The following is a 21,213-nucleotide window of genomic DNA, read 5'->3' as shown; positions in this document are numbered from 1 at the left end:
CTATTCGGCGAAGGTGACCAAAACGGTCCTCACGCCGTTCTTAGGCACGTCGAGCCGGCTGGCAAAGCCGAATCTTTCGCCTGATGCCAGCGAATGGCCGGATGTCCCCAACGTATAGCGGGTCAAACGCCCGTCATTGCCCGTCACCCGGATTTCGAGCGGCGGCAAGGTCGCCGGAGCTGTCCCGTCATTGGCGGCCTCGCCATCGACGAACAACACCGGATTGGCTCCGGAGACATCGACGCGTGAGGTGACGCCTGAAATGGTCAGTGCCGACGCTTGCGCGCCGGTCAGTAACGGCGCCTGGCGCACCAGCGCATGCCCGCCCGAGACCCAGAAGGCGGCAAGGGCGGCACCGATGCCGGCGATCCAGAAGATCGGCCCGCCGCGCGAGGCTGGTGGCCGTTCCGCCGTCGCTTCCGGCTTGCGCAGCATGTCCATACCCTCGATTGGCGGAGTGATAATCGCACGCGGCGGCGGTGAAGGGCTTTCAACTGCAGGGACTGGCCGAGGCATCACGACATAGTCGGCATCGACGATGTCGCTCGCTGGACCGCGCATCATCAACCGGTCCGCCGCCGCAGTTGGCGCCGGATCGGTCATGATTTCGCCGGAAACCGGGCGCGCGGTTCGTTCGTCAGCCATCATGGCCCCAGTATTGCGCGTGTTCGCTTTTCGTTTCTTTTGCGTAAACATAAATGGTTAACGCTTCCCCACCGGAGCCGTCGTGACAAGCCGAAACAGCACAGGAATTAACTGCCGGTTAACCATGCCGGCCGATGGTCTTTTCACAGAGCAGGCCGCCTCGCCGCGGCCAGGAAATTCAGGTCGTCGAAATTGATTCGCTTCGAAAATGTCGGCCTCCGCTATGGCATGGGTCCGGAAATCCTCCGCGACATTTCCCTGCATATACCGGAGCGCTCCTTCCAGTTCCTGAGCGGACCTTCGGGCGCCGGCAAGACGACGTTGCTGCGCCTTTTGTTCATGTCACTGAAGCCGACGCGCGGCCTGATCACCATCTTCGGCAAGGACCGCTCGCGCATCTCGCGCGCCGAACTGCCGCACCTGCGGCGCCGCATCGGCGTGGTGTTCCAGGATTTTCGCCTGCTTGACCACATGACCACCTATGAGAACGTCGCCCTACCGTTGCGCGTGCGCGGGCGCGAGGAGGCAAGCTACCGCACCGATGTCACCGAGCTGTTGAAATGGGTGGGGCTTGGCGAGCGCATGCATGTGCTGCCGCCGGTCCTGTCAGGCGGCGAAAAGCAACGCGCCGCGATCGCGCGGGCGCTTATCGAGCAGCCGGAAATCCTGCTCGCCGACGAGCCGACCGGCAATGTCGATCCGCCGCTGGCACGGCGCCTTTTGCGGCTGTTCCTCGAACTGAACCGTCTCGGCACCGCCGTGGTGATCGCCACCCACGATCTCGGCCTGATGGAGCAGGTCGATGCGCGCCGCTTGATCCTGGCCGGCGGAAGGCTGGACATCTATGACTGACCTCTCCGCCGAGCATCTCGAAGAACAGGACGCCGAGGCGGCCGAGGCAAAGCCCCGCGCGCAGCGCCGGATGGCGCCTATCGTGCCGGCGCAGAACATCGCCGGCCGCGCCCTGATGCTGGTCATCGCCATCATGACCTTCCTGTCCTGCCTGACCTTCGGCGCGGTGACGCTGGTGCGCGACACAGCCTCGGTCTGGGAGAACCAGATCTCGCGTGAGGCGACGATCCAGGTCAAGCCGGCCGACGGCCTCGACATGGAGGCAGCCCTTGCACAGGCTTCGCAGATCGCCGGCGAATTCCCGGGCGTCAAGTCGACGAGGATCATCGACCGCGAAGCGACGGCAAGACTGCTCGAGCCATGGCTGGGCTCGGGTCTCAACATCGATGAGCTGCCGGTGCCGCGCCTGATCATCGTCACCATCGACGAGAACAGCCCGCCCGACTTCGCCGCCATGCGCGCCGCGATCACGCCGAAACTGCCGAGCGCGTCGCTCGACGACCATCGCACCTGGGTCGACCGTCTGGTGGCCATGGCCCGCACCACGGTGACCATCGGCATCGCCGTTTTGGCGCTGATGCTGTCGGCAACGGTGCTGACCGTGGTGTTCGCGACCCGCGGCGCCATGGCTGGCAATGGCCACATCATCGAGGTGCTGCATTTCGTCGGCGCCGAGGCGGCCTTCATCGCGCGCGAGTTCCGCCGCCATTTCCTGGTCACCGGCATGAAGGGCGCGGCCGCCGGGGGTGCAGCCGCAGTGCTTGTCTTCATCGTCTTTTCCTGGTGGTCGTCGCGCAACATGGCGACGCCGCAGGCCGACCAGGCCACAGCTCTGTTCGGCAATTTCGCCATCGGCTCGGCGGGCTATCTTGGCGTCGTCCTCATGGTGCTGGTGATCGGCGCACTGACGGCGGCAACCTCGCATGCCACCGTCGTTGCCTATCTCAGCGACATCGACGTTCGCCAGCCTGACGCATGAAAAGGGAGAGCACTTTCACGGGTGACGGTGGGCTCACAAAGCAGGGCGATCACGGACGGAGAATTGGCGTAACGCAAAGTGCGTCTTTCACCTACCCAAGGCCGCATTTCAGGATTAACCATATGGCGATGGACGCGCGGGATTCGACCGGGACGGCTGGACAGATGCCAGTGGTGGTTGCTGGTTTGCGCGACCATGGCAGGGTTAGCCGTTTAAGGACGGCGTTGCGTGTATCCGCTCTGTCTCTCCTCGTCCTAACAACCTTGTTTGCCGGCGGCTTCGGCTGGTTCGCCAACAAGGTCGCCCATCTGACCACCCCCGCCAATCCGGCCAAGGCCGATGCCATCATCGTGCTCACCGGCGGCCAGTCCCGCCTCGATGCCGCGATGGATCTGCTGGCATCCGGCAAGGGCGAACGGCTGTTGATCAGTGGCGTGCATCCTTCCGCCAGCCGTCGCCAGCTCCAGGCGGCGACCGGCGGCGACAAGAAGCTGTTTTCCTGCTGCGTCGACATCGACCGTGCCGCGCTCGACACGATCGGCAATGCCGAAGAAAGCGCTAAATGGGTGGAGAACCATGCCTATGGTACGGTGATCCTGGTCACCAACAATTATCATATGCCGCGCAGCCTCTTGGAGATGGGACGGCTGCTGCATGGCGCCAAGCTGGAACCCTATCCGGTGGTCAATTCCAACCTCGACGATGGTAGCTGGCTGACCAAGCCGCAGGCGTTGCGGGTGCTGTTCACCGAGTACAACAAGTATCTCTTGGCGCTCGCGCGCGGCATCCTGCCGATCAAACCAACGCCCGACGGTCTTGCGCTCGCCGAGACCGCGGCTGGCGGTTAACCTCTCACGGCATTTCGCTATTCGCTGCCGCCAGCTCTGGTCGCGCCCTTGAGGCGTGCGATCTCTTCTTCAAGATGCTGAATGCGCTTGTCCCGCTCACCTAGCGCTGCCGCCACATCAGCGGCCTCGAACCGCTGCGGAATGTGTTGCGGGCAATTGGCATCCCAGGTCGAAACCGTGAACAGAATAACCTGTTCGGGCCGCGCCTTGTAATCCCGCGGCATCAGCTTCGCCATCAGTTCGGCATCGCCTTCGATGACGCGCGCCGTGCCCCAGATCTTGATGCGCTGGCGCAGCATGTAGTCGATCAGGAACAGGAAGGCGCGTGGATTGTCGGCCAGGTTGCCCTGCGTGATGAACTGCCTGTTGCCGGAGAAATCCGCAAAGCCGATGGTCTTTTCATCGAGCACCTTGAGAAAGCCGGCTGGCCCGCCCCGATGCTGGATATAGGGCTGGCCCTCGCCATTGGCCGTCGACAGGAAGACGCTGGTCTGCCTCTCGATGAAAGCGGCAACGTCCGGCGTGATGTCGGCCTGCCAGCCGCCGCGCTCCTCGACGCGGGCATAAGACTGGCGCGAGCCCTTGCGCGCCTGGATCGCCTTGACGGTCGGCGTGAAGGCGACGTCGCTGGTGAAAGCATGCGCGTTCATCGAAACTTCCTGGGCCAGAGCGGGAGTTTAAAGCCCGAGCTCCGACAATGATGGGTGGTCATCCGGGCGGCGCCCAAGCGGCCAATGGTACTTGCGGTCGGCCTCGCCGATCGGCAGGTCGTTGATGCTGGCGATACGCAGGCGCATCAGCCCATGTTCGTCGAATTCCCAGTTCTCGTTGCCGTAGCTGCGGAACCAGGAACCGCTGTCGTCGTGCCATTCATAAGCGAAGCGCACGGCGATGCGGTTGCCGTGGAAGGCCCAGACTTCCTTGATCAGCCGGTAGTCGAGCTCGCGGCTCCATTTGCGTGTCAGGAAGGCCTGGATGGCATCGCGGCCTTGCAGGAATTCGGCCCGGTTGCGCCAGCGGCTGTCCGTCGTATACGCAAGCGCGACCCGTGCCGGATCGCGCGAGTTCCAGGCATCCTCGGCCATGCGTGCCTTCTGCGCTGCGGTCTCGGCGGTGAAAGGTGGAAGCGGCGGACGGTTTTCGGACATGGGATTCCTCTGCGACATGAAGGGGGTGCATCGGCCGATACCGCCGACCCTATCCGCATTCAGGCAGCATCGCGGGCAGAGACAACCGGAAAATCGATCACGGTCCTGGCAACCTCGTTGATATAGTTGGTCCAGACATTCAGGGCGACATGCTGGACGATCTCGACGATCTCCCCATCATCATAGCCCGCCATCCTGACCGCGGAGAGATCATCGTCGCCGACATGCCCACGGCTTTGCGCAACCCTGGCGGCAAAACGCACCGCCGCGGCCGCTTTCGGATCCGCGGAACCACCATGGCGATTGGCGATTATCTCGGCATCGCTCAGCCTTGCCAGATTCTTGCCGAGATAGGTGTGCGCGGAAAGACAATAGCTGCAGCCATTGATCTCGGCGACCGCCAGCGCAATGCGCTCGCGCGTCGGCGCCGACAGCCGCCCCTTGGCCAGCGCCCCCGACATGCCGAGATAGCCTTCGAGCGCGGCGGGACTGTTGGCGACCATCCGAAACAGGTTCGGCACCACACCGAGCTGCTTTTCAACGGCATGTAACATCGGCTGTGCGGCAGCCGGGGCGGCAGCAATTGACGAAGGCGTGGCGATACGAGACATGGGGGACTTCCTTCTTCAGGTTCGCTCCCCATATGCATCCTTCCATCTTGAGGACGTAGATGCCATGTTTGCAACATACCTTCTCAGTTTCTGGAAGAAGCAATGGATCGTATTGAGGCCATGTCTCTTTTCGTCGCGGCGGCGGAGGCCGGCAGCCTTTCCGCTGCCGCACGCCGTTCGGGCGTTCCGCTGGCAACTGTCAGCCGCAAGGTCTCCGAGCTGGAACGGCATCTGAAGACACGCCTGCTAAACCGCTCGACGCGACGCTTGACGCTGACCGACGCGGGCGACGCCTATCTGGCCGCCTGTCGCCGCATTCTCGATGAGGTCGGCGAGGCCGAACGCGTCGCCGGTGGCGAATACAGCGCCCCCACGGGTGAGCTGATCATCACCGCGCCGATCGTCTTTGGCCGTCTTCATGTGCTGCCGATCATCAATGCCTTCCTTGCCGCCTACCCGCAGGTGGATATCCGCCTGACGCTCGGTGACAGGATAAGCCAATTGGCCGAGGACCATATCGACCTCGCCATCCGCATCGGCCGATTGCCGGATTCGCGCCTGGTCGCCATCAAGGTCGGTTCGATTGGTCATATCGTCTGCGCAAGCCCAGCCTATTTGGCGGACCGGGGCACTCCGAAAACCCCAGGAGATCTCGAGACGCAAAGCTGCATCACTTTCGAGGGCCTCAGCTCTCTCGCCACCTGGACCTTCGCGGTGGACAAGGCCGACTTTTCCGTGCCGGTCCGCTCACGACTTCGGGTCAACACCGCCGAGGCGGCGATCGATGCCGCAATCGCCGGCGTCGGGATGACGCGGGTGCTCTCCTACCAGATCGTCGCCGCTGTCCGGTCGGGAACACTGCGCCCCGTGCTGAGGGAATTCGAACCAGAGCCCTGGCCGGTGAACCTCGTGCATGCCGGCCACGGGCGGCTGCCCGTGAAACTACGCGCATTCCTCGACTTCGCAGCGCCGCGCCTCAGGGAACGTCTGGCGCAGGCCACCTGGCAGGAATGAGCCGCATCGCGGTGTTTCCTTTTTCCCCGCGCTTGGTGTAACCAACGCACACTTCCTCACCGGACCTCCCCCATGCTCTATGTCAGATCGCTGGCGTTCAACTTCGTCTTCTACGTCAATCTGATCGTCCAGATGATCCTCTGGACCCCCTTCTATTTCCTGTCGCCCCGTCACCTCGCCTGGTTCGTGCCGAAATTCTGGTCGCGCACCTGCATGTGGCTCTATGACAAGATCGCCGGCACCAGGAGCGAGATTACCGGGCAGGAAAACCTGCCCGAAGGCTCCTTCATCCTGGCGCCCAAGCACCAGTCATTCTGGGACGCCATCGCTTTCTTCCCCTTCCTCCAGGACCCGCTCTACATCCTGAAGCGGGAACTCACCTGGATCCCGTTCTTCGGCTGGTACATCATGAAGATGCGCATGATCCCGGTGCATCGTGGCAGCCGTTCGAAAGCGCTGAAGGCAGTGGTCGCCGCGACCAAGGCGGAGATGGCGCGCAATCCACGCCAGCTGATCATCTATCCCGAGGGCACGCGCCGGGCGCCAGGCGACGAGCCAGCCTACAAATACGGCATCGTCGAAATCTATGCGCAACTTGGCGTGCCCGTGGTGCCTGTTGCCCATGTCGCCGGGCTCTACTGGCCGCGCCGCAAATTCCTGCGCTACCCCGGCACCGTCAAGGCGCGCTTCCTGCCGCCGATCCCGCCCGGCCTCGGCAAGGACGAATTCATGGCCCGGCTGATCGGTGAGACGGAAGCTGCCTGCGACCAGCTTCTCATCGAGGCGGCGCGTGCACCAAACCCGCCGGAGTTGCCGCCGACCGCGGTGAAGCGCTTGCAGGAACTTGGCGTGAAAGCCTGAAGAAAGCTCTTCGCCTAACGATCAGCCGAACACCGCCAGTACCGTAGTCAGCACCAGCGTCGCGGCAAAGACCAGATTGATGATCCGGGAAGTGACTGGCTTGCGCAGAAAACGCGCGAATGCCGCTCCGGCGAGAAGCCACACGGCGTGGATTATCACGATCATTACCGCCAGGACCGTCAGCTTCAGCCATAGGCCAAGTTCGGCACCGCCCTGTTTCAAAGAGGCGCCGGCAAACACGGCCGCGATCGCCACATAGGCTTTCGGATTGGCGACAGCCAGGAGAAACCCGGCCAGCCATGTCGGGCGCGAGGCTTCAGCGTCGCGTGCCGCCAGCGGTGGGGCCGTGGCAATCTTGAAGGCGAGATAGAGAAAGTACGCCGCCGACGCCAGCAGCAGCAACGGCGCCAGTTTCGGCATCGACGTGAGCACCGCCACGACCCCGGTTGCCACAACCAGCAGCACGGCGATCGTGCCCAGAACGATCCCGCAGGCGTATAACCATGAATCCCGCAGGCCAAAGGCTGCCCCAACGGCGGTGACGCTTATCGTCGCCGGCCCTGGACTGCCCATGACGACCGTGGCGGCAAGCACCAACGCTAGCAGCGGTTGCCAGAAATCCGGCTGCGAAAGAAGCGGTCCGGCCATTTCACCCTCTGTCCTGCCCCGAGCGAAGGACGGTAAGGCAAGACAGGAGGGTGGTCTTGGACGTTCGTGCGTAGAGAGGCGCCGGAAGCTTCAGGCGCTCGCCTTGTCGAGTTCGGCCATGTCGTCGGCGGTCAATTTGAGCGACGCTGCCCGGATCAGGCTGTCCATCTGATCCGGCTTGGTCGCACTGGCGATCGGTGCAGTGACACCTGGCCGCGCGATAACCCAGGCAAGCGCCACTTCAGCCTGCTTGGCCGAATGCCTTGCCGACACCGCGTCGAGTGCCGCCAGGATGCGCATGCCGCGCGCATTGAGGTAGTCCTTCACCCCACCGCCACGCGGGCTTTGGCCAAGATCGGCTTCGCTGCGGTACTTGCCGCTCAGGAAGCCCTTGGCCAGGCTGAAATAGGTGATGACGCCGATATCCTCGGCCGCGCAAAGATCGTGCAGCGGGCCGTCGAAGGAGGAGCGATCGTAGAGATTGTATTCCGGCTGCAGCACCTCATAGCGCGGCAGGCTGCGCAGGCTCGCCACGTCCAGTGCGGCGCGCAACTGGCCGGCATCGAGGTTCGAACAGCCGATATGGCGGACCTTGCCCTTGGCAAGCAGCTTCTCGTAGGCGCCGAGCGTTTCCTCATAGGGCGTCGAAGGGTCCGGCCAGTGCGACAGATAGAGATCGATGGCGTCGGTCTGCAGCCGCTTCAGCGACGCGTCGACCGCCTTCTCGATATAGGCGGCGGACAGGTCCTTGTGACCCTGCCCCATATCCGAACCGACCTTGGTGATCACCACCACCTTGTCGCGGTTGCCACACGCTTTCATCCAGCTGCCGATGATGGTTTCGGATTCACCGCCCTTATGGCCGGGAACCCAGCGTGAATAGGCGTCCGCTGTGTCGACCGCATTCAGGCCAGCCCCGACGAAGCGGTCGAGCAGATCGAAAGAGGTTTTCTCGTCGGCGGTCCAGCCGAAGACATTGCCGCCCAGAACCAGTGGCGCGATGGAAAGGTCGGTGCGACCGAGACGGCGTTTCTGCAAGGCGGATCTCCGGGATGATTGGGGGGCGGGCCAATGCCCGCCGGCTGATATTCGAGGTCTAACCTAGGTCTTGCCTTGTCGAGGTCAAAGGCCTGATTGCTTTTTTCCGCAGAGCCAGCGCTTCACAAAGGCGCTATCCCCGCGCCAGCCAGGGCGCGGATGCCGGGTTGGGTCCTTCGCATATCAGACAGCTGCAAGCTCCTGGTTCTGCCGCCGGTATTCACCTGGCGGCAGACCTACCGCGCGGGCAAACAGCCGGCTGAAAGATGCCGCATCCTGGTAGCCGACCTGATAGCAGACTTCGAGAACACCAAGCTTTGTGCTCTCCAACAACGTCTTGGCCGCTTCGATGCGCTGATCCTGAATCCAGCGTCCAGGCGTGGTATGCAATTCCTCGGAGAACCGGCGAGCAAGTGTCCTTGGCGTTAGTCCGAGCCCCTTGCAGAGAAACGCAAGGTCCAGCCCCCGCAACTGCTTTTTCGACAACGCTGCGCCCTGGCGATGATCGGCGCCGCATGGCGGCTCTCTTCCTCCAGCGAGGTGACCAGCTCCGGTATCTGCATGCCGGGCATGGCGAGCAGGATCAGCACGTCCATTCGCCGCGACGGCTCGCGCTTCGTCTGAAACGAAATTCCGGGCGTGGTGGCGGCATCCGGCTGCCGCGCCACGAATTCGAAGGAGAGCACCTGTTCGCGGCGGATAGTGTTCACCATGTCGAACATCTCGACGAGGGTCGCGGCGACCGCCGAATAGAAGGTCGATGGCAACCAGATCACGACGTGGACAGGGCTCATCAGAATCCTCTGGCTATGCGGCTCGATGCATCTGGCAAATTTAGCACATAGATTGTCAAATCTGCCAATTCTGATTTCCCCGAAGCAATCCTAGCTTCCCGCCACAGTCGGCGCGGCCATCGCGCCAGGGCTCGCCATTGGAGGCAGACATGAAAGCAATTGTATTCGACACGGTCGGCTCGCCGCGGGATGTGCTCTATCTCGACGACATTCCGGATCCCCGGGTCGGCGACAATGAGGTGCTGGTGAGGATGGTTTCGGCCTCGATCAACCCGGGCGACTTCCTGTTCATCGAAAATCTCTACCCGGAGCCGAAGAAGCCGGTCTTTCCCAGGCAGGTCGCCGGAAATCATGGGGCCGGCATTGTAGAGCAGGTCGGTGCCGGTGTCGGTCTGCAGCCCGGCACGCTGGTCGCCTTCAGCCACTACAACAGCTGGGCCGAATATGCCGTTGTTCCTGCCGAATGGCTGATCCCGTTGCCGGCGGACTATCCGCTCGAACGCGCCGCGCAGATGGTCAATCCGATTACCGCATGGGATTTGCTGGACGATTCCCGCGTCCAGCCGGGTCAGTGGCTGGCCGTCACCGCCGGCTATTCATCTGTGTCGACAATGGTCATGCAATTCGCGCAGCGGCGCGGCATCAACGTGTTGTCCGTGGTGCGGCGCGTGCATGACGGACTGGACCTGAAAATGCGCGGCGCGGCCGCCGTTCTTGACCTCTCAAAGCTTGAGGTCGGGATTCGGGAAACAGTAACGGACATCACCGGAGGCAAAGGACTGAACGGCGTCATCGACAATGTCGGTGGCCCTGTCAGCGGCGAACTGATCCGCTGCCTCGCGCTCGGAGGCCAGATGGTCATCAATGGCGGTATGAGCGCGGAACGCTTTGAATTGCACAATTTCGACGTGCTGCTCAGCGGCCTTCAGATCAAGGCCAACGTCTATCGCTACTTCTTCTCGCCACCCGCCAAAGCTGACGGCCCGATCCTGCGCAGGATCATCGACGTCTTCGGCCAGCCGGATTTCCATGTTCCAGTCGGCGGAATTCATCGGCTGCCGTCGTTCGAGCTTGCCGTCGCCAACAGCCTGGACCGCGCCGATTTGGGAAAGCAGATCTTCACGATGTAACGCCGGGCGCGACCCGCCTGGCGACATCTTCAAGCCAGTGGTCGCGAATGCCGAGCGCCTCGAGGTGTTCGAGCGTACTGAGCACATAATCCTCATTGTTGCCGGATTGGCCGACCGCGCCACGCACCACTCCCGCCGCGTGGGCAGCGTCCAGCGCGCCGGCATATTGCTCATGCTTGCGGTCGGCGATGTAGGCCACCGCCTCGACCGTACGGCCGCCGTCGAGGCGAATTTTGAGCATGCGCTCGAGATAGACTGATGTGACCAGCTCACGCTCGCGCAGATAGGCAATGACCTCGTCGCGCAGTTCGCCTCGCACACGGAAAGCGAGGCCGATGCAGGAACCGCCACGGTCGAGGCCGAGCACCAGCCCCGGCCGCTGGCGCGTGCCGCGATGCACGAAGGAATAGACGCAAAGCGAGCGCCGGTAGCCATAGAGGCGCGCGCGTTGTGTTTCGACATGTGCGAAACCCGGCCGCCAGATCAGCGAACCGTAGCCAAACACCCAAAAATCGCCCATATCGCCGCGCCTGATTGCAAAAGATTGCCGACACCGCATCCGAATCGGTGTTTTTTCCGTCCGTGTCTGTCTACCTATTGTTGTCGGAATCGAAGCTCCGTCCACCAATACCCATGCGTTAATGAGAGCCAAAGCATGACGTCAAGTGACGAACGCCAACCAAAGTCCCGCCGTGGCCTGTTCTGGCTTGTGGCGTTCATCGTTGTGCTGTTTGCCATCTACAGCGGCGGCTGGTTCTATCTGGCTGACCGGGTCAGGACGGAGGCCGACAAGGCTGTTGCCACGCTCAACAAGAGCGGCGTCGAGGCTGGCTGCGCCAACCTCCAGGTCAGCGGCTATCCCTTGAGCTTCACGGTCTCCTGCGACAACCTTGCTTACGAGGACGATGCCAAGAACATCGCCGCCTCGGCCGGCAGTTTCAATGCGGTCGCCCAGATCGTCCAACCCCTATCGCCGGTTGCCAATCTGCGCGGTCCGCTCAGAACCTCCGTCCCCGGCATGACGCCGCTGTGGATCGACTGGGACAATCTGCAGGCCAATGTCAAATTGTGGTACCCGCTGCCGCAGCGCATATCGCTGCAGGCCGACGGCCTGTCGGGCCAGACCGATCCGGCGGACGACACCGATCCGGTCGAACTGTTCAGCGCCGGCAAGGCGGCGGGCCAATTGCAGCCAAATGGCGTGGATCTCGACTATCTCGGCAGCTTTGGCGATCTCGAGATCGACCCCGATGCGATCGGCGGGCGCGTGCTGCCGGCGCTCGACGCCAGCGGCGACGTGTCCCTCAAGAACGGCCTTGCGCTGATCGGCACGCAACTGAAAAGCCTGCGCGGCCAGAGCATCCAAATCCGCAACCTCGATTTGTCGTCGGGGACTGCGCGTGTCACCGTTTCCGGGCCGCTGTCGGTCGACACCGAAGGCCTGATCGACGCCGATCTGATGATCAAGATCAAGGATCCGAAGGCCGTCGCAACCATTCTTGCCGGCGCCATACCGGAGCAGAAGAACGCGATCCAACAGGGGTTCGCCGCGCTGGCCATGCTCGGCAGCGAACCGTCGATGCCGTTGAAAGTGAACAAGGGCAAGGCTTCGCTCGGCTTCATCCCGCTGGGCAAGATCAAGCCGGTGCAATAGCGCTGCCATGGCAAGACCTGTGCGGCTCCTGAGTGTCGGTGCATTGACGCTGGACACCATCCTGCGTGTCGAGACGCTGCCCACGCATCAGGGAAAATTCATCGCCTCCGACGGTGTCCAGATCGCCTCGGGCATGGCCACGAGCGCTGCCTGCGCCGCAAGGCGCCTCGGCGCCGAGGTATCGCTTTGGGCGAGCGCCGGCGATGATTCGGTCGGCGGTCAGCTGGTTGCCGGGATCGAGGCCGAGGGCGTCGATTGCAGCTATGTGCGCCGTGTCGGGGGCGCCCGCTCCGCACTGGCTTCGATCGTGGTCGACGCCCATGGCGAACGCATCATCGTGCCTTTCTACGATAGGCGTGCCCAAGCCGATCCCGAGGCTTTGCCTTTCGCGGACATCACCGCGTTTGACGCCGTACTGGCCGACGTGCGCTGGCCGGGGGCCGCGGCGCTTGCCCTGAAAGCGGCGCACGCCATAGGCCGACCGGCGATTCTCGATGCCGACACCGCGCCGCTGGCGGTGCTGGAGCAACTGTTGCCGCTGGCTTCTCACATTGTCGCCTCAGAGCCGGCGGTCCGCATCATATGCGGCCAGGCGTTGGACCTTGAGTCTGCATGCACCGACCTCGCCTCCCGCACCGACGCATTCGTCGCGGTCACCGGCGGCGCGGCAGGCACTTGGTGGTTCGACCGCGCTGCCAGATCATCCCGTCATGTCGCGGCGCCAAAAATCAAGGCGGTCGACACGCTGGCCGCCGGCGACGTCTTTCATGGCGCCTTTGCCGTCGGACTGGCGGAAGCCACGCCGGTCGAGCAGGCCTTGCGCTTTGCCAGTGCGGCCGCCGCGCTCAAATGCCAGCGCTTCGGCGGCAGGCTCGGCGCACCGGACCGGGCCGAAACGCTGGCCATGGTCGCCGCAACCTGGCCTGAAACAGTTTAGCTCTTGGACGGATGCTCCACGGCCTGGCGGCCGAAGTCGGGCACGTCGATGTCCTGGCCGGCCTCGATGATCGAACGGCGCACGGCCCGGGTGCGGGTGAACAAGTCGAACAGCTTGTCGCCGTCGCCCCAGCGGATCGCCCGCTGCAGGAACGCCAGGTCCTCCGAAAACCGCGCCAGCATTTCCAGGATGGCGTCCTTGTTGTGCAGGCAGACGTCGCGCCACATGGTCGGATCGGAGGCGGCAAGGCGGGTGAAATCGCGGAAGCCGGAAGCCGAATATTTGATCACTTCGGACTTGGTCACCGACTGCAAATCGTCGGCGGTGCCAACGATGTTGTAGGCGATGATATGCGGCAGATGCGAGACGATGGCCAGCGTCATGTCGTGGTGTTGCGGGTCCATCGTGTCGATGTTGGCGCCGCAACGGCGCCAGAATTCCGACAGCCTCTTCAGCGCGTCCGGATCAGTGTCCGGCAGCGGCGTGAAGATGCACCAGCGATTGTCGAACAGGTCGGCAAAGCCGGCATCCGGGCCGGATTTTTCGGTACCCGCCAGCGGGTGGCCGGGAATGAAATGGACGCCGCCAGGCACGTGCGGCTGCATCTGTGCGATGACCGAGGCCTTGGTCGAGCCGACATCGGTCAGGATCGCACCCTTCTTCAGCGCCGGCGCGATCTCTTGCGCCACCGCGCCGGACGAACCGACCGGTACCGAGACGACGACCAGGTCGGCATCGCGAACCGCTTCCTTCGCATCGGTCGTGTAGGAATCGCCGAGCCCAAGTTCTTCCGCCCGCGCCAGCGTCGCGGCGCTGCGGGTCGAGATGGCGACATGGCCGGCAAGGCCCTCGCGGCGGATGACGCGCGCCAGCGACGAGCCGATCAGGCCGATGCCGACCAGCGCGATCTTTTCAAACATCGGTGACGTCATGGCGTTCAGCTTTCGGGGTGTTCCAGCTTTTCGGGCGTTCTAGCTTTTCAGGAATGTCGTGAGCGCGGCGACGACGCCGCGATTGGCTTCTTCGGTGCCGACGGTCATACGCAGCGCGTTGGGAAAGCCGTAGCCTGAAACGCGCCGCAAGATATAGCCGCGCGCGGTCAAATAGTCGTCCGCCGCGGCCGCGGAGTGCTTCTTGTCGTCGGGAAAATGGATGAGGAGGAAATTGCCGACGCTGGGCGTCACCCGCAGCCCGAGCCCGGTCATCTCCGCGCTCAGCCAGGTAAGCCAGGTCTCGTTATGCGCCACGCTGCGCTCGACATGGGCGCGGTCGCGGATCGCCGCGATACCGGCCTCGATCGCCGTCGTATTGACGTTGAATGGGCCGCGCACACGGTTGATGGCGTCGACGATATGCATTGGGCCATACATCCAGCCGATCCGCGCCCCGCCCAGGCCGATCTTGGAGAAGGTGCGCGTCATCACCACGTTCTCGTTGCTGCCGACCAGCTCGATGCCGGCTTCATAATCGTTGCGGCGGACATATTCGGCATAGGCCGCGTCGAGCACCAGCAGCACGTTGCGCGGCAAGCCGGCATGCAGGCGGCGCACCTCCTGGAACGGCACATAGGTCCCGGTCGGATTGTTGGGGTTGGCAAGGAACACGATTTTTGTGCGCGGCGTGACGGCGGCTAGCAACGCATCGATGTCGGCCCGTTCCTCGGTCTCCTTGACCGCAACCGGTGTGGCCCCGGCCGACTGGATGTAGATCTTGTAGACCATGAAGGCGTGTTCGGTGAACATAGCCTCGTCGCCGGGTGCGAGATAGGTCTGTGCCAAAAGGCCGAGGATCTCGTCGGAGCCGTTGGAGCAGATGATGTTCTGGGCATTGAGGCCGTGCACCTCGGCGATCGCCTCGCGCAACCGTTTGGCTGTGCCGTCGGGATAGATATCGAGCTTTCCGGCAATCTCCCGCGCGGCTTCGATCGCCTTCGGTGAGGGCCCGAGCGGGTTCTCGTTCGACGACAGCTTGTAGACCTTGGCGACACCGGTCGGCGCCGTGCTCTTGCCGGGCACATAGGCGTCGATGTCCATGATGCCCGCGCGCGGGGTTGGACGTGGCTTGTCCGGTGTCTGGTTCATTTGTGCAAAATCCGTCGAAAATGCCTCCAACCAGAGGCCGCAGCGGAAATACAAGCCATGGCTCACAATGTCGAGAGGTGGCAGTGGTGCCTGTCGCCGGCATTGACGGCAGGGCGGGCGAGTTCTAGAAGAGCACCGACAGTTCCCGTGGTGATTTGGCCGGTCGGCTTGCAGCCACGTTAAACAACTTGCTAAAGGGCCGTTTGCATCCTGTAACCGGCTTTGCGACGGCAATGCCGGTTTTTTGTTGTCCGCGCCCTGCCGGACGACCGATGGAAGAGATGTGAATGGCCGCTCTGCGCGCTGGAAAGACCAACAACGAGGCCGACCAACCGTCGAGCCCGGTGTTGCGTTTCGGCCCCGACAAGCCGCTCAAGCTTGATGCCGGCACGCTGCTGTCGCCGTTCCAGATCGCGTACCAGACCTATGGCACGCTGAACGATGCCCGCTCCAACGCCATCCTCGTCTGCCATGCGCTGACCGGCGACCAGCATGTCGCCAGCACCAACCCGGTGACTGGCAAGCCGGGCTGGTGGGAAGTGCTGATCGGCCCCGGCAAGATCATCGACACCAACCGCTTCTTCGTCATCTGCTCCAACGTCATCGGCGGCTGCCTGGGCTCCACCGGCCCGGCCTCCACCAACCCCGCCACCGGCAAGCCCTATGGGCTCGACCTGCCCATCATCACTATCCGTGACATGGTTCGTGCCCAGCAGATGCTGATCGACCATTTCGGCATCGAACAGCTATTTTGCGTGCTCGGCGGCTCGATGGGCGGCATGCAGGTGCTGGAATGGGCGTCGAGTTATCCCGAGCGCGTCTTCTCGGCGCTGCCGATCGCCACCGGCGCGCGCCATTCCTCGCAGAACATCGCCTTCCACGAGGTCGGCCGGCAAGCCGTCATGGCCGATCCGGACTGGCATGGCGGCAAATATTTCGAGCACGGCAAGCGCCCGGAAAAGGGCTTGGCGGTGGCGCGCATGGCCGCCCACATCACCTATCTCTCGGAAGCCGCCTTGCATCGTAAATTCGGCCGCAACCTGCAGGATCGCGACCACCTGACCTTCGGCTTCGACGCCGACTTCCAGATCGAAAGCTATCTGCGCCACCAGGGCATGACCTTCGTCGATCGCTTCGATGCCAACTCCTATCTCTACATGACGCGGTCGATGGATTATTTCGACCTCGCGGCCGACCATGGCGGCAGGCTAGCGGACGCCTTTGCCGGCACCAGGACCCGTTTCTGCCTTGTGTCCTTCACATCAGACTGGCTGTTTCCGACCGAAGAGAGCCGCTCGATCGTGCACGCACTCAATGCCGCCGGCGCATCGGTATCCTTCGTCGAGATCGAGACCGATCGTGGCCACGATGCCTTCCTGCTCGACGAGCCGGAACTGTTTGCCGCCATCAACGGCTTCATCGGCTCTGCGGCGCGGGCGAGAGGGCTCGCATCATGAGTGTCAATGGAAACCAGCGCGTCGACCTCGAGGTCGTGGCCAATCTCATCCCGCCGCAATCGCGCGTGCTCGACGTCGGTTCGGGCGACGGTTCATTGCTTGAATTGCTGCAGGACACCAAGCAGGTCGACGGCCGCGGACTGGAGCTGTCGCAGCGTGGCGTCAACGAATGCGTGGCGCGCGGCCTCTCGGTCATCCAGGGCGATGCCGACAAGGATCTCGAATTCTATCCCGACAAGGGTTTTGATTTCGTCGTCCTGTCGCAGACGCTACAGGCTACCCGCAACCCGAAGCTGGTGCTCGACGAATTGCTCCGGATCGGCGACCGCGCGATCGTGTCCTTCCCCAATTTCGGCCATTGGCGGGTGCGCCTGTCGCTGTTCGTCAAGGGCCGCATGCCGGTGACCGCGGACCTGCCTTATTCCTGGTACGACACGCCCAACATCCATTTCTGCACCATTCGCGACTTCGTCAATCTGTGCGAGGAACTGGGGGCCACGGTGGAAAAGGCAACCGCGCTCGACGCCGCCGGCCAGAAGATCGGTCTGTCGATGCCCTGGTGGTTCTGGAATTTCTTCGGCCAACAGGCAGTGTTCTTGCTGAAGCGATAGGGCTCGAATGAAACTCCTTCGTTCACGCCCTCGACCAGTTGAGATTCCGCCGGATATCCTGTCTGGAATCGAAGCCGGTATCCTCGTTTGCACATCACCGCGCAGCGGAAGCAATCATCTCGCCGGTCTGATGGCAGCGGCGAAACTCGGCAATCCCCAAGAATGGTTTGGGGGCAGACGCATTCTCCAACTGCCGAACTACCCAAAAGACCCCGGCTCCCAGGTTTTGCGCGCGGTGAAGGATGGGATGTCCAATTCCGGAGTCTACGCAGTCAAACTGTTTGCGAGCCAATTCTCACACGTAGCCAAAACAGTAGATCTCCTCGCTAGCCTTCCAAAGCTACACTATATCCGATTGACGCGCGTTGATATCCTTGGACAAGCAATTTCGTGGGCCCGCGCTCGGCAGAGCGGTCGATTCCGCTCCACCGAAGCTGATCAGAAGAAGCCAGGCTACGACGGAAAGGCAATTGCAGACTCGCTTGAAAAGGTCGTTCTTGAAAATCTGGCCTGGGATGTGTGGTTTGCAAAGAACGGGTTGCCTTTCTTATCCTTGACATACGAAGGCCTTGTCGAAGAACCCCTGACATGCCTTGAGAAGGTTGCGTCTCTGGTTGATGCCGAGCGCTTTTCGAAGCCCGAGCCGCATCTCAACTCAGGCCTTGAGATTCAACGAGATGCTATCAGCGAAGAATGGAGAGAGCGGTTCCTGGCGGAATATTCCGATCCATCGAACTTCCATGCCAAAAATTACCGTCGCGGCTTTCTAACAAAAAAAGCCTCGAGATTCCTGATCTGATCAATCTCGAAGCCCCAACGGGTACCATATCGCCTGATCGAGGAGGATCACCCTATATCTCGATCGGCGGTTATTGCTGCGCTGTGTCGGTTTGACAGCTTGCCAGGAGAGTTATAGCCAGATCTACACTGATAATTTGATGGTTCAGATATGGCCCAAGAACGCCCAACCTATTCACTCGTCGTCGAAATGGAGAACGCCAAATCCATCGACTGGGATGAGATCGGCGTCGGAATGAATGCCTTGGCGCGGGAAATCGCAACGGTTTCTGCGAGTGGCCTGGGGCGACCGAAAGTTGTTATCTCCCATGGAGGGGCAGCATCGGACGCAGATGCGCTGCGCCGTGAGATTTCGCATGAAGCACCGCAGCTGGCACAGGTTTCGGACCTTGTCTTCGCAGCCTCCCCTGGCGGTAGATATTACGAGCTGAAGAACAATGGCATGCTGGTAGCGGACGGAAATATCATCATCTTTACCGACTCCGACGTGGTGGCGGAATCGGGCTGGCTGTCAGCTTTGCTGGAGCCATTCAACGACCCTGAGGTCGTTTCCGTTAACGGCTACACGTATCTTTTGCATGATGATTTTTTTTCGAGAACATTTGCGCTGATCTGGTTCTTTCCGATGGCGCATGGGGACAAGCGATTTGCCTCGAAGCGAGCCATAAACGCCAACAATATCGGGTTCCGGCGTGAATGGATCTCAAACAACCCTTTTCCGAAACATAATGGCTTCAAGGTTTCCTGCACTTTGCTGATGCGTGAACTGCAGCGTCAGGGGCATGAAATTCGCAATGTCAACGCCCGTGTCTACCACTATTCGCCACGAGGCTGGCGGTTCTTCTACTGGCGCGCGTTGGTTACAGGCCGCGACGCCGACCGGAAGTTTGTCGAGCTAAGCTCGCCTAGCCGCATGCAGCGGGTCGTCAAATCTTTCAGCCGATGGTTCACCATGTCGTGGCGCACTACAAGGCGGATTATAGGCCATGCCCGCGAGGCAGGTATGCCGCTCTGGCAAATTCCGTTCTCGATGATTGTCGGCCAAGTATTTTACAGCCTGGCTTTTTGGGGACAGTTCAGCCTCGCTGCGGGCATAGTTGGCGATGAGATTGAAACCGTGCCGGACTATGTCGGACACAGCTAGACGCTTTTTCGCGCCGCGTTTGAGCACCCTCAACCTTTAAGTTGCTCCGATGCCAATCGGCTTATTCTAGAACATCCGTGGCCTTGTGCGGATGCTCGACGCCTTCGGCAAGCACCACGTCGGATTGAGAATTTTCCGTGCGCAAGGTCAGTATAGCCTGATAGGCGGGCGAATCGTACCAACGTCGCATCTGCCCCCGGTCGGGAAATTCGATTATAATGAGGTTGCCCGGCCAGTCGTTCTCGATCACCTCGATATCGCCGCCATGGACAAGGAAGCGGCCGCCGAAAGGTTCCAGAGTGGCATCGATTTGGCACAAGTATTCGACGATTTTCGGGCCCATTGTGACTTGGCGCATATGAGCAACGGCGTAGGCGGCCATGGTTGAACTTCCTTTGGATCGAAGCCGACCAGCCGGCCTCGCAAAGGCAATTTGACGAAACGCCCATCGTAAAGCGATTACGTTGGAGGTAATGGAATGGGTGGGCGACTCAGTCTTGATGGATCGCCCGAAGGCAGCCACCATCGTAAAGTTTTTGCCGGCAACCCCTGTTGCAGTTGCAGCGCTAGGACCAAAATTCGTCATTCCGTGCGAATCAGGCACCACCACGGTGACACGGTGGGTTATTCTTTGTACCGTGTTGCCGAATCCTACGAGGGTGTCGTGGAAGGAGGAAGTCCGATCCATTCGACCGTCCTGAAGATCCAAAGACTTGGTAGGAAGCGCATTTTTGCGCTGGAAACGGCTGCCACTGCATGACCGGGAAGATGGAGCGCTCGCCCCTCATCACGGTGATCACACCGACCCACAACCGTTGTGAAACGGTTTTGCGCGCCGTCGAAAGCGTACTTTCCCAGAGCATGGCAAGGCTTGAGCACATCGTCGTCGACGATGGCTCCACAGACGGCACAGAGGCGGCGCTGGCCCGCATCAGCGACCCGCGGCTGATCTATGTCGGTGCGAAATGGCGAGGTGCCAACGCCGCGAGGAATGCCGGAATCGAGCGTGCGCGGGCACCGGTGGTGACATTTCTCGATTCCGACGATGTCTACATGCCGCACCGGCTCGAACGGACCTTGACGTGGTTCGATGACAATCCTGCACTTCAGGTGCTGCTCAGTTCGTTCGTGTCCTTGAAGAGCGGCCGCACCACCAACTGCATCAACCCCGAGGTATTCGTCAGCCCGGCGATTCTGGAGCGGACGCTTGTGGCGCAAACGATCTTCATCGCCGGCTCGGCGATATCAGCCCGCCGCGAGGCCTTGCTGGCCATTGGCGGCTATGACAGCGACATCGCCCGGATGCAGGATCGGGAATTGCTGCTGCGCCTCGCCCGGCGCTTCGGCGCACAACTGTCAGAAGATCTCGACTGGACGAAACACAATTCGGAGAATTCGATTTCAGGCCGCCGCGATGGCTATGTCGAAGCCTATGCAAATCTGATCGGCAAGCATCCGCATATTGCCCACGCCTATCCGCACATTCCCCCCTACATGATCTCGCGCCAGCTTATCGCCGATATTCTCAAGGGCCGTTTGCCCGAGGCATTTGCCGGATACATGGCCAACCGGTCTTCCAAAGAGCTTGGTTACTCGCTGCCGCAACTGGTCAACGGCTATCTCTATGGTCGGCGTTGGCGCCGCGATCTCTACACTGAGTTTCGCAACAAGTGCCGCGCCCGGCCTGCCTAGGCTCAGGACTCATTGATCAGAGCCAGAAGATTACGGTTGCAGCGATGCAGATCGCGGACATGAAGGTGTGGGCGCAGCGGTCATAGCGTGTGTGGATGCGCCGCCAGTCCTTGAGCCTGCCAAACATGTTCTCGATCTTATGGCGGCTTTTGTAGAGCAAGGTGTCGTGCGGGATCGGCAGATTGCGGTTGGCTTTGGACGGGATACAGGCGACTATGCCGCGCTTGGCCAGGGCCGTGCGGAACCAGTCGGCGTCGTAGCCTTTATCCCC

26 protein-coding genes and 1 riboswitch are annotated in these 21,213 nt (G+C 61.8%); of the genes, 13 read left to right on the top strand and 13 right to left on the bottom strand.

The window, feature by feature from the left end:
• Positions 1–648, bottom strand: a complete 648-nt coding sequence (locus A3A9_RS0128885; protein ID WP_027061743.1) for a hypothetical protein — start codon at positions 646–648, stop codon at positions 1–3.
• Between the two features lie 189 nt (positions 649–837).
• On the opposite strand from A3A9_RS0128885, the gene ftsE reads away from it, so the two are divergent.
• From ftsE to A3A9_RS0128870, 3 genes are all read left to right on the top strand, one after another.
• Positions 838–1,497 (top strand): cell division ATP-binding protein FtsE, encoded by a 660-nt coding sequence (ftsE, locus tag A3A9_RS0128880; protein WP_027031272.1) that lies wholly within the window; start codon positions 838–840, stop codon positions 1,495–1,497.
• On the top strand, positions 1,490–2,476 hold the full coding sequence (locus tag A3A9_RS0128875; protein ID WP_027061742.1) for a cell division protein FtsX: 987 nt from the start codon (positions 1,490–1,492) through the stop codon (positions 2,474–2,476). The genes ftsE and A3A9_RS0128875 overlap by 8 nt, the downstream gene beginning before the upstream one ends.
• 122 nt (positions 2,477–2,598) lie before the next feature.
• Positions 2,599–3,324, top strand: a complete 726-nt coding sequence (locus A3A9_RS0128870; RefSeq protein ID WP_027061741.1) for a YdcF family protein — start codon at positions 2,599–2,601, stop codon at positions 3,322–3,324.
• A gap of 17 nt (positions 3,325–3,341) precedes the next feature.
• Here A3A9_RS0128870 and A3A9_RS0128865 read toward each other — a convergent pair whose 3' ends face one another.
• Genes A3A9_RS0128865 through A3A9_RS0128855 form a run of 3 tightly spaced genes read right to left on the bottom strand, consistent with a single transcriptional unit; the run spans position 3,342 to position 5,083 of the window.
• Positions 3,342–3,974 (bottom strand): pyridoxamine 5'-phosphate oxidase family protein, encoded by a 633-nt coding sequence (locus A3A9_RS0128865; RefSeq protein WP_027061740.1) that lies wholly within the window; start codon positions 3,972–3,974, stop codon positions 3,342–3,344.
• A 27-nt stretch (positions 3,975–4,001) separates the two neighbouring features.
• The gene (locus A3A9_RS0128860) at positions 4,002–4,472 is read right to left on the bottom strand and encodes a DUF1348 family protein (protein WP_027061739.1); all 471 of its coding nucleotides are present in this window, start codon (positions 4,470–4,472) and stop codon (positions 4,002–4,004) included.
• 59 nt (positions 4,473–4,531) lie between these two features.
• Positions 4,532–5,083 carry a carboxymuconolactone decarboxylase family protein gene (locus A3A9_RS0128855; RefSeq protein ID WP_027061738.1) on the bottom strand — a complete coding sequence of 184 codons (552 nt, stop codon included), beginning with the start codon at positions 5,081–5,083 and terminating at the stop codon, positions 4,532–4,534.
• Positions 5,084–5,185: 102 nt separating this feature from the next.
• On the opposite strand from A3A9_RS0128855, the gene A3A9_RS0128850 reads away from it, so the two are divergent.
• Both A3A9_RS0128850 and A3A9_RS0128845 read left to right on the top strand, forming a co-directional pair.
• On the top strand, positions 5,186–6,097 hold the full coding sequence (locus A3A9_RS0128850; RefSeq protein WP_027061737.1) for a LysR family transcriptional regulator: 912 nt from the start codon (positions 5,186–5,188) through the stop codon (positions 6,095–6,097).
• A 72-nt stretch (positions 6,098–6,169) separates the two neighbouring features.
• Positions 6,170–6,958, top strand: coding sequence for a lysophospholipid acyltransferase family protein (locus tag A3A9_RS0128845; RefSeq protein WP_027061736.1), 789 nt, complete (start codon positions 6,170–6,172; stop codon positions 6,956–6,958).
• Positions 6,959–6,979: 21 nt separating this feature from the next.
• Here A3A9_RS0128845 and A3A9_RS0128840 read toward each other — a convergent pair whose 3' ends face one another.
• The 4 genes from A3A9_RS0128840 to A3A9_RS45350 form a co-directional block, all read right to left on the bottom strand.
• A complete protein-coding gene (locus A3A9_RS0128840) occupies positions 6,980–7,606 on the bottom strand; it encodes a LysE family translocator (protein WP_033838855.1) in 627 nt (208 codons plus the stop codon).
• Positions 7,607–7,696: 90 nt separating this feature from the next.
• The gene (locus A3A9_RS0128835; protein WP_027061734.1) at positions 7,697–8,644 is read right to left on the bottom strand and encodes an aldo/keto reductase; all 948 of its coding nucleotides are present in this window, start codon (positions 8,642–8,644) and stop codon (positions 7,697–7,699) included.
• A gap of 183 nt (positions 8,645–8,827) precedes the next feature.
• The gene (locus A3A9_RS45355; protein WP_027061733.1) at positions 8,828–9,034 is read right to left on the bottom strand and encodes a helix-turn-helix domain-containing protein; all 207 of its coding nucleotides are present in this window, start codon (positions 9,032–9,034) and stop codon (positions 8,828–8,830) included.
• 35 nt (positions 9,035–9,069) lie between these two features.
• Positions 9,070–9,438: a hypothetical protein gene (locus A3A9_RS45350; protein WP_027061732.1), complete on the bottom strand. Its 369-nt coding sequence runs from the start codon at positions 9,436–9,438 to the stop codon at positions 9,070–9,072.
• Between the two features lie 149 nt (positions 9,439–9,587).
• On the opposite strand from A3A9_RS45350, the gene A3A9_RS0128820 reads away from it, so the two are divergent.
• Positions 9,588–10,568, top strand: coding sequence for a quinone oxidoreductase family protein (locus A3A9_RS0128820; protein WP_027061731.1), 981 nt, complete (start codon positions 9,588–9,590; stop codon positions 10,566–10,568).
• Here the strand turns inward: A3A9_RS0128820 and A3A9_RS0128815 are convergent.
• Positions 10,558–11,088: a gamma-glutamylcyclotransferase gene (locus A3A9_RS0128815; protein WP_027061730.1), complete on the bottom strand. Its 531-nt coding sequence runs from the start codon at positions 11,086–11,088 to the stop codon at positions 10,558–10,560. The genes A3A9_RS0128820 and A3A9_RS0128815 overlap by 11 nt on opposite strands.
• Before the next feature lie 135 nt (positions 11,089–11,223).
• Here A3A9_RS0128815 and A3A9_RS0128810 point away from each other — a divergent pair, with 135 nt between their 5' ends.
• Both A3A9_RS0128810 and A3A9_RS0128805 read left to right on the top strand, forming a co-directional pair.
• Entirely contained in the window at positions 11,224–12,222 is a 999-nt protein-coding gene (locus tag A3A9_RS0128810; protein ID WP_027061729.1) for a DUF2125 domain-containing protein, read from the top strand.
• A gap of 7 nt (positions 12,223–12,229) precedes the next feature.
• Positions 12,230–13,159 (top strand): sugar kinase, encoded by a 930-nt coding sequence (locus tag A3A9_RS0128805; RefSeq protein WP_027061728.1) that lies wholly within the window; start codon positions 12,230–12,232, stop codon positions 13,157–13,159.
• Here the strand turns inward: A3A9_RS0128805 and A3A9_RS0128800 are convergent.
• Positions 13,156–14,091 carry a prephenate/arogenate dehydrogenase family protein gene (locus tag A3A9_RS0128800; RefSeq protein ID WP_027061727.1) on the bottom strand — a complete coding sequence of 312 codons (936 nt, stop codon included), beginning with the start codon at positions 14,089–14,091 and terminating at the stop codon, positions 13,156–13,158. The two genes, A3A9_RS0128805 and A3A9_RS0128800, sit on opposite strands and share 4 nt — an antisense overlap.
• Before the next feature lie 39 nt (positions 14,092–14,130).
• Positions 14,131–15,240, bottom strand: coding sequence for a histidinol-phosphate transaminase (hisC, locus tag A3A9_RS0128795; RefSeq protein ID WP_027061726.1), 1,110 nt, complete (start codon positions 15,238–15,240; stop codon positions 14,131–14,133).
• Positions 15,241–15,377: 137 nt separating this feature from the next.
• Positions 15,378–15,455, top strand: a riboswitch (SAM riboswitch).
• Positions 15,456–15,527: 72 nt separating this feature from the next.
• On the opposite strand from hisC, the gene metX reads away from it, so the two are divergent.
• The 4 genes from metX (at position 15,528) to A3A9_RS0128775 (ending at position 19,250) form a co-directional block, all read left to right on the top strand.
• Complete coding sequence (metX, locus tag A3A9_RS0128790; protein ID WP_027061725.1) at positions 15,528–16,697, top strand: homoserine O-acetyltransferase MetX; 1,170 nt, start codon at positions 15,528–15,530, stop codon at positions 16,695–16,697.
• On the top strand, positions 16,694–17,308 hold the full coding sequence (gene metW, locus A3A9_RS0128785) for a methionine biosynthesis protein MetW (protein WP_027061724.1): 615 nt from the start codon (positions 16,694–16,696) through the stop codon (positions 17,306–17,308). The genes metX and metW overlap by 4 nt, the downstream gene beginning before the upstream one ends.
• Positions 17,309–17,315: 7 nt before the next feature.
• Positions 17,316–18,107, top strand: coding sequence for a Stf0 family sulfotransferase (locus tag A3A9_RS0128780; protein WP_082222266.1), 792 nt, complete (start codon positions 17,316–17,318; stop codon positions 18,105–18,107).
• Between the two features lie 150 nt (positions 18,108–18,257).
• Positions 18,258–19,250 carry a glycosyltransferase family 2 protein gene (locus A3A9_RS0128775; RefSeq protein WP_027061722.1) on the top strand — a complete coding sequence of 331 codons (993 nt, stop codon included), beginning with the start codon at positions 18,258–18,260 and terminating at the stop codon, positions 19,248–19,250.
• Between the two features lie 61 nt (positions 19,251–19,311).
• Here the strand turns inward: A3A9_RS0128775 and A3A9_RS0128770 are convergent, their stop codons facing one another.
• Entirely contained in the window at positions 19,312–19,632 is a 321-nt protein-coding gene (locus tag A3A9_RS0128770; RefSeq protein ID WP_027061721.1) for a DUF1330 domain-containing protein, read from the bottom strand.
• A 374-nt stretch (positions 19,633–20,006) separates the two neighbouring features.
• On the opposite strand from A3A9_RS0128770, the gene A3A9_RS0128765 reads away from it, so the two are divergent.
• Positions 20,007–20,942 carry a glycosyltransferase family 2 protein gene (locus tag A3A9_RS0128765; RefSeq protein ID WP_027061720.1) on the top strand — a complete coding sequence of 312 codons (936 nt, stop codon included), beginning with the start codon at positions 20,007–20,009 and terminating at the stop codon, positions 20,940–20,942.
• A gap of 16 nt (positions 20,943–20,958) precedes the next feature.
• On the opposite strand, the gene A3A9_RS0128760 is transcribed toward A3A9_RS0128765, so the two are convergent.
• Positions 20,959–21,213: IS5/IS1182 family transposase (locus A3A9_RS0128760; RefSeq protein ID WP_027060331.1), on the bottom strand; the 255-nt coding region annotated here is incomplete at its 5' end.

Origin of the sequence: Mesorhizobium loti CJ3sym, from assembly GCF_000472785.1 — a bacterium.
Taxonomy (GTDB): Bacteria; Pseudomonadota; Alphaproteobacteria; order Rhizobiales; family Rhizobiaceae; genus Mesorhizobium; species Mesorhizobium loti_E.
This window is presented reverse-complemented; position numbering and strand designations above follow the sequence as displayed.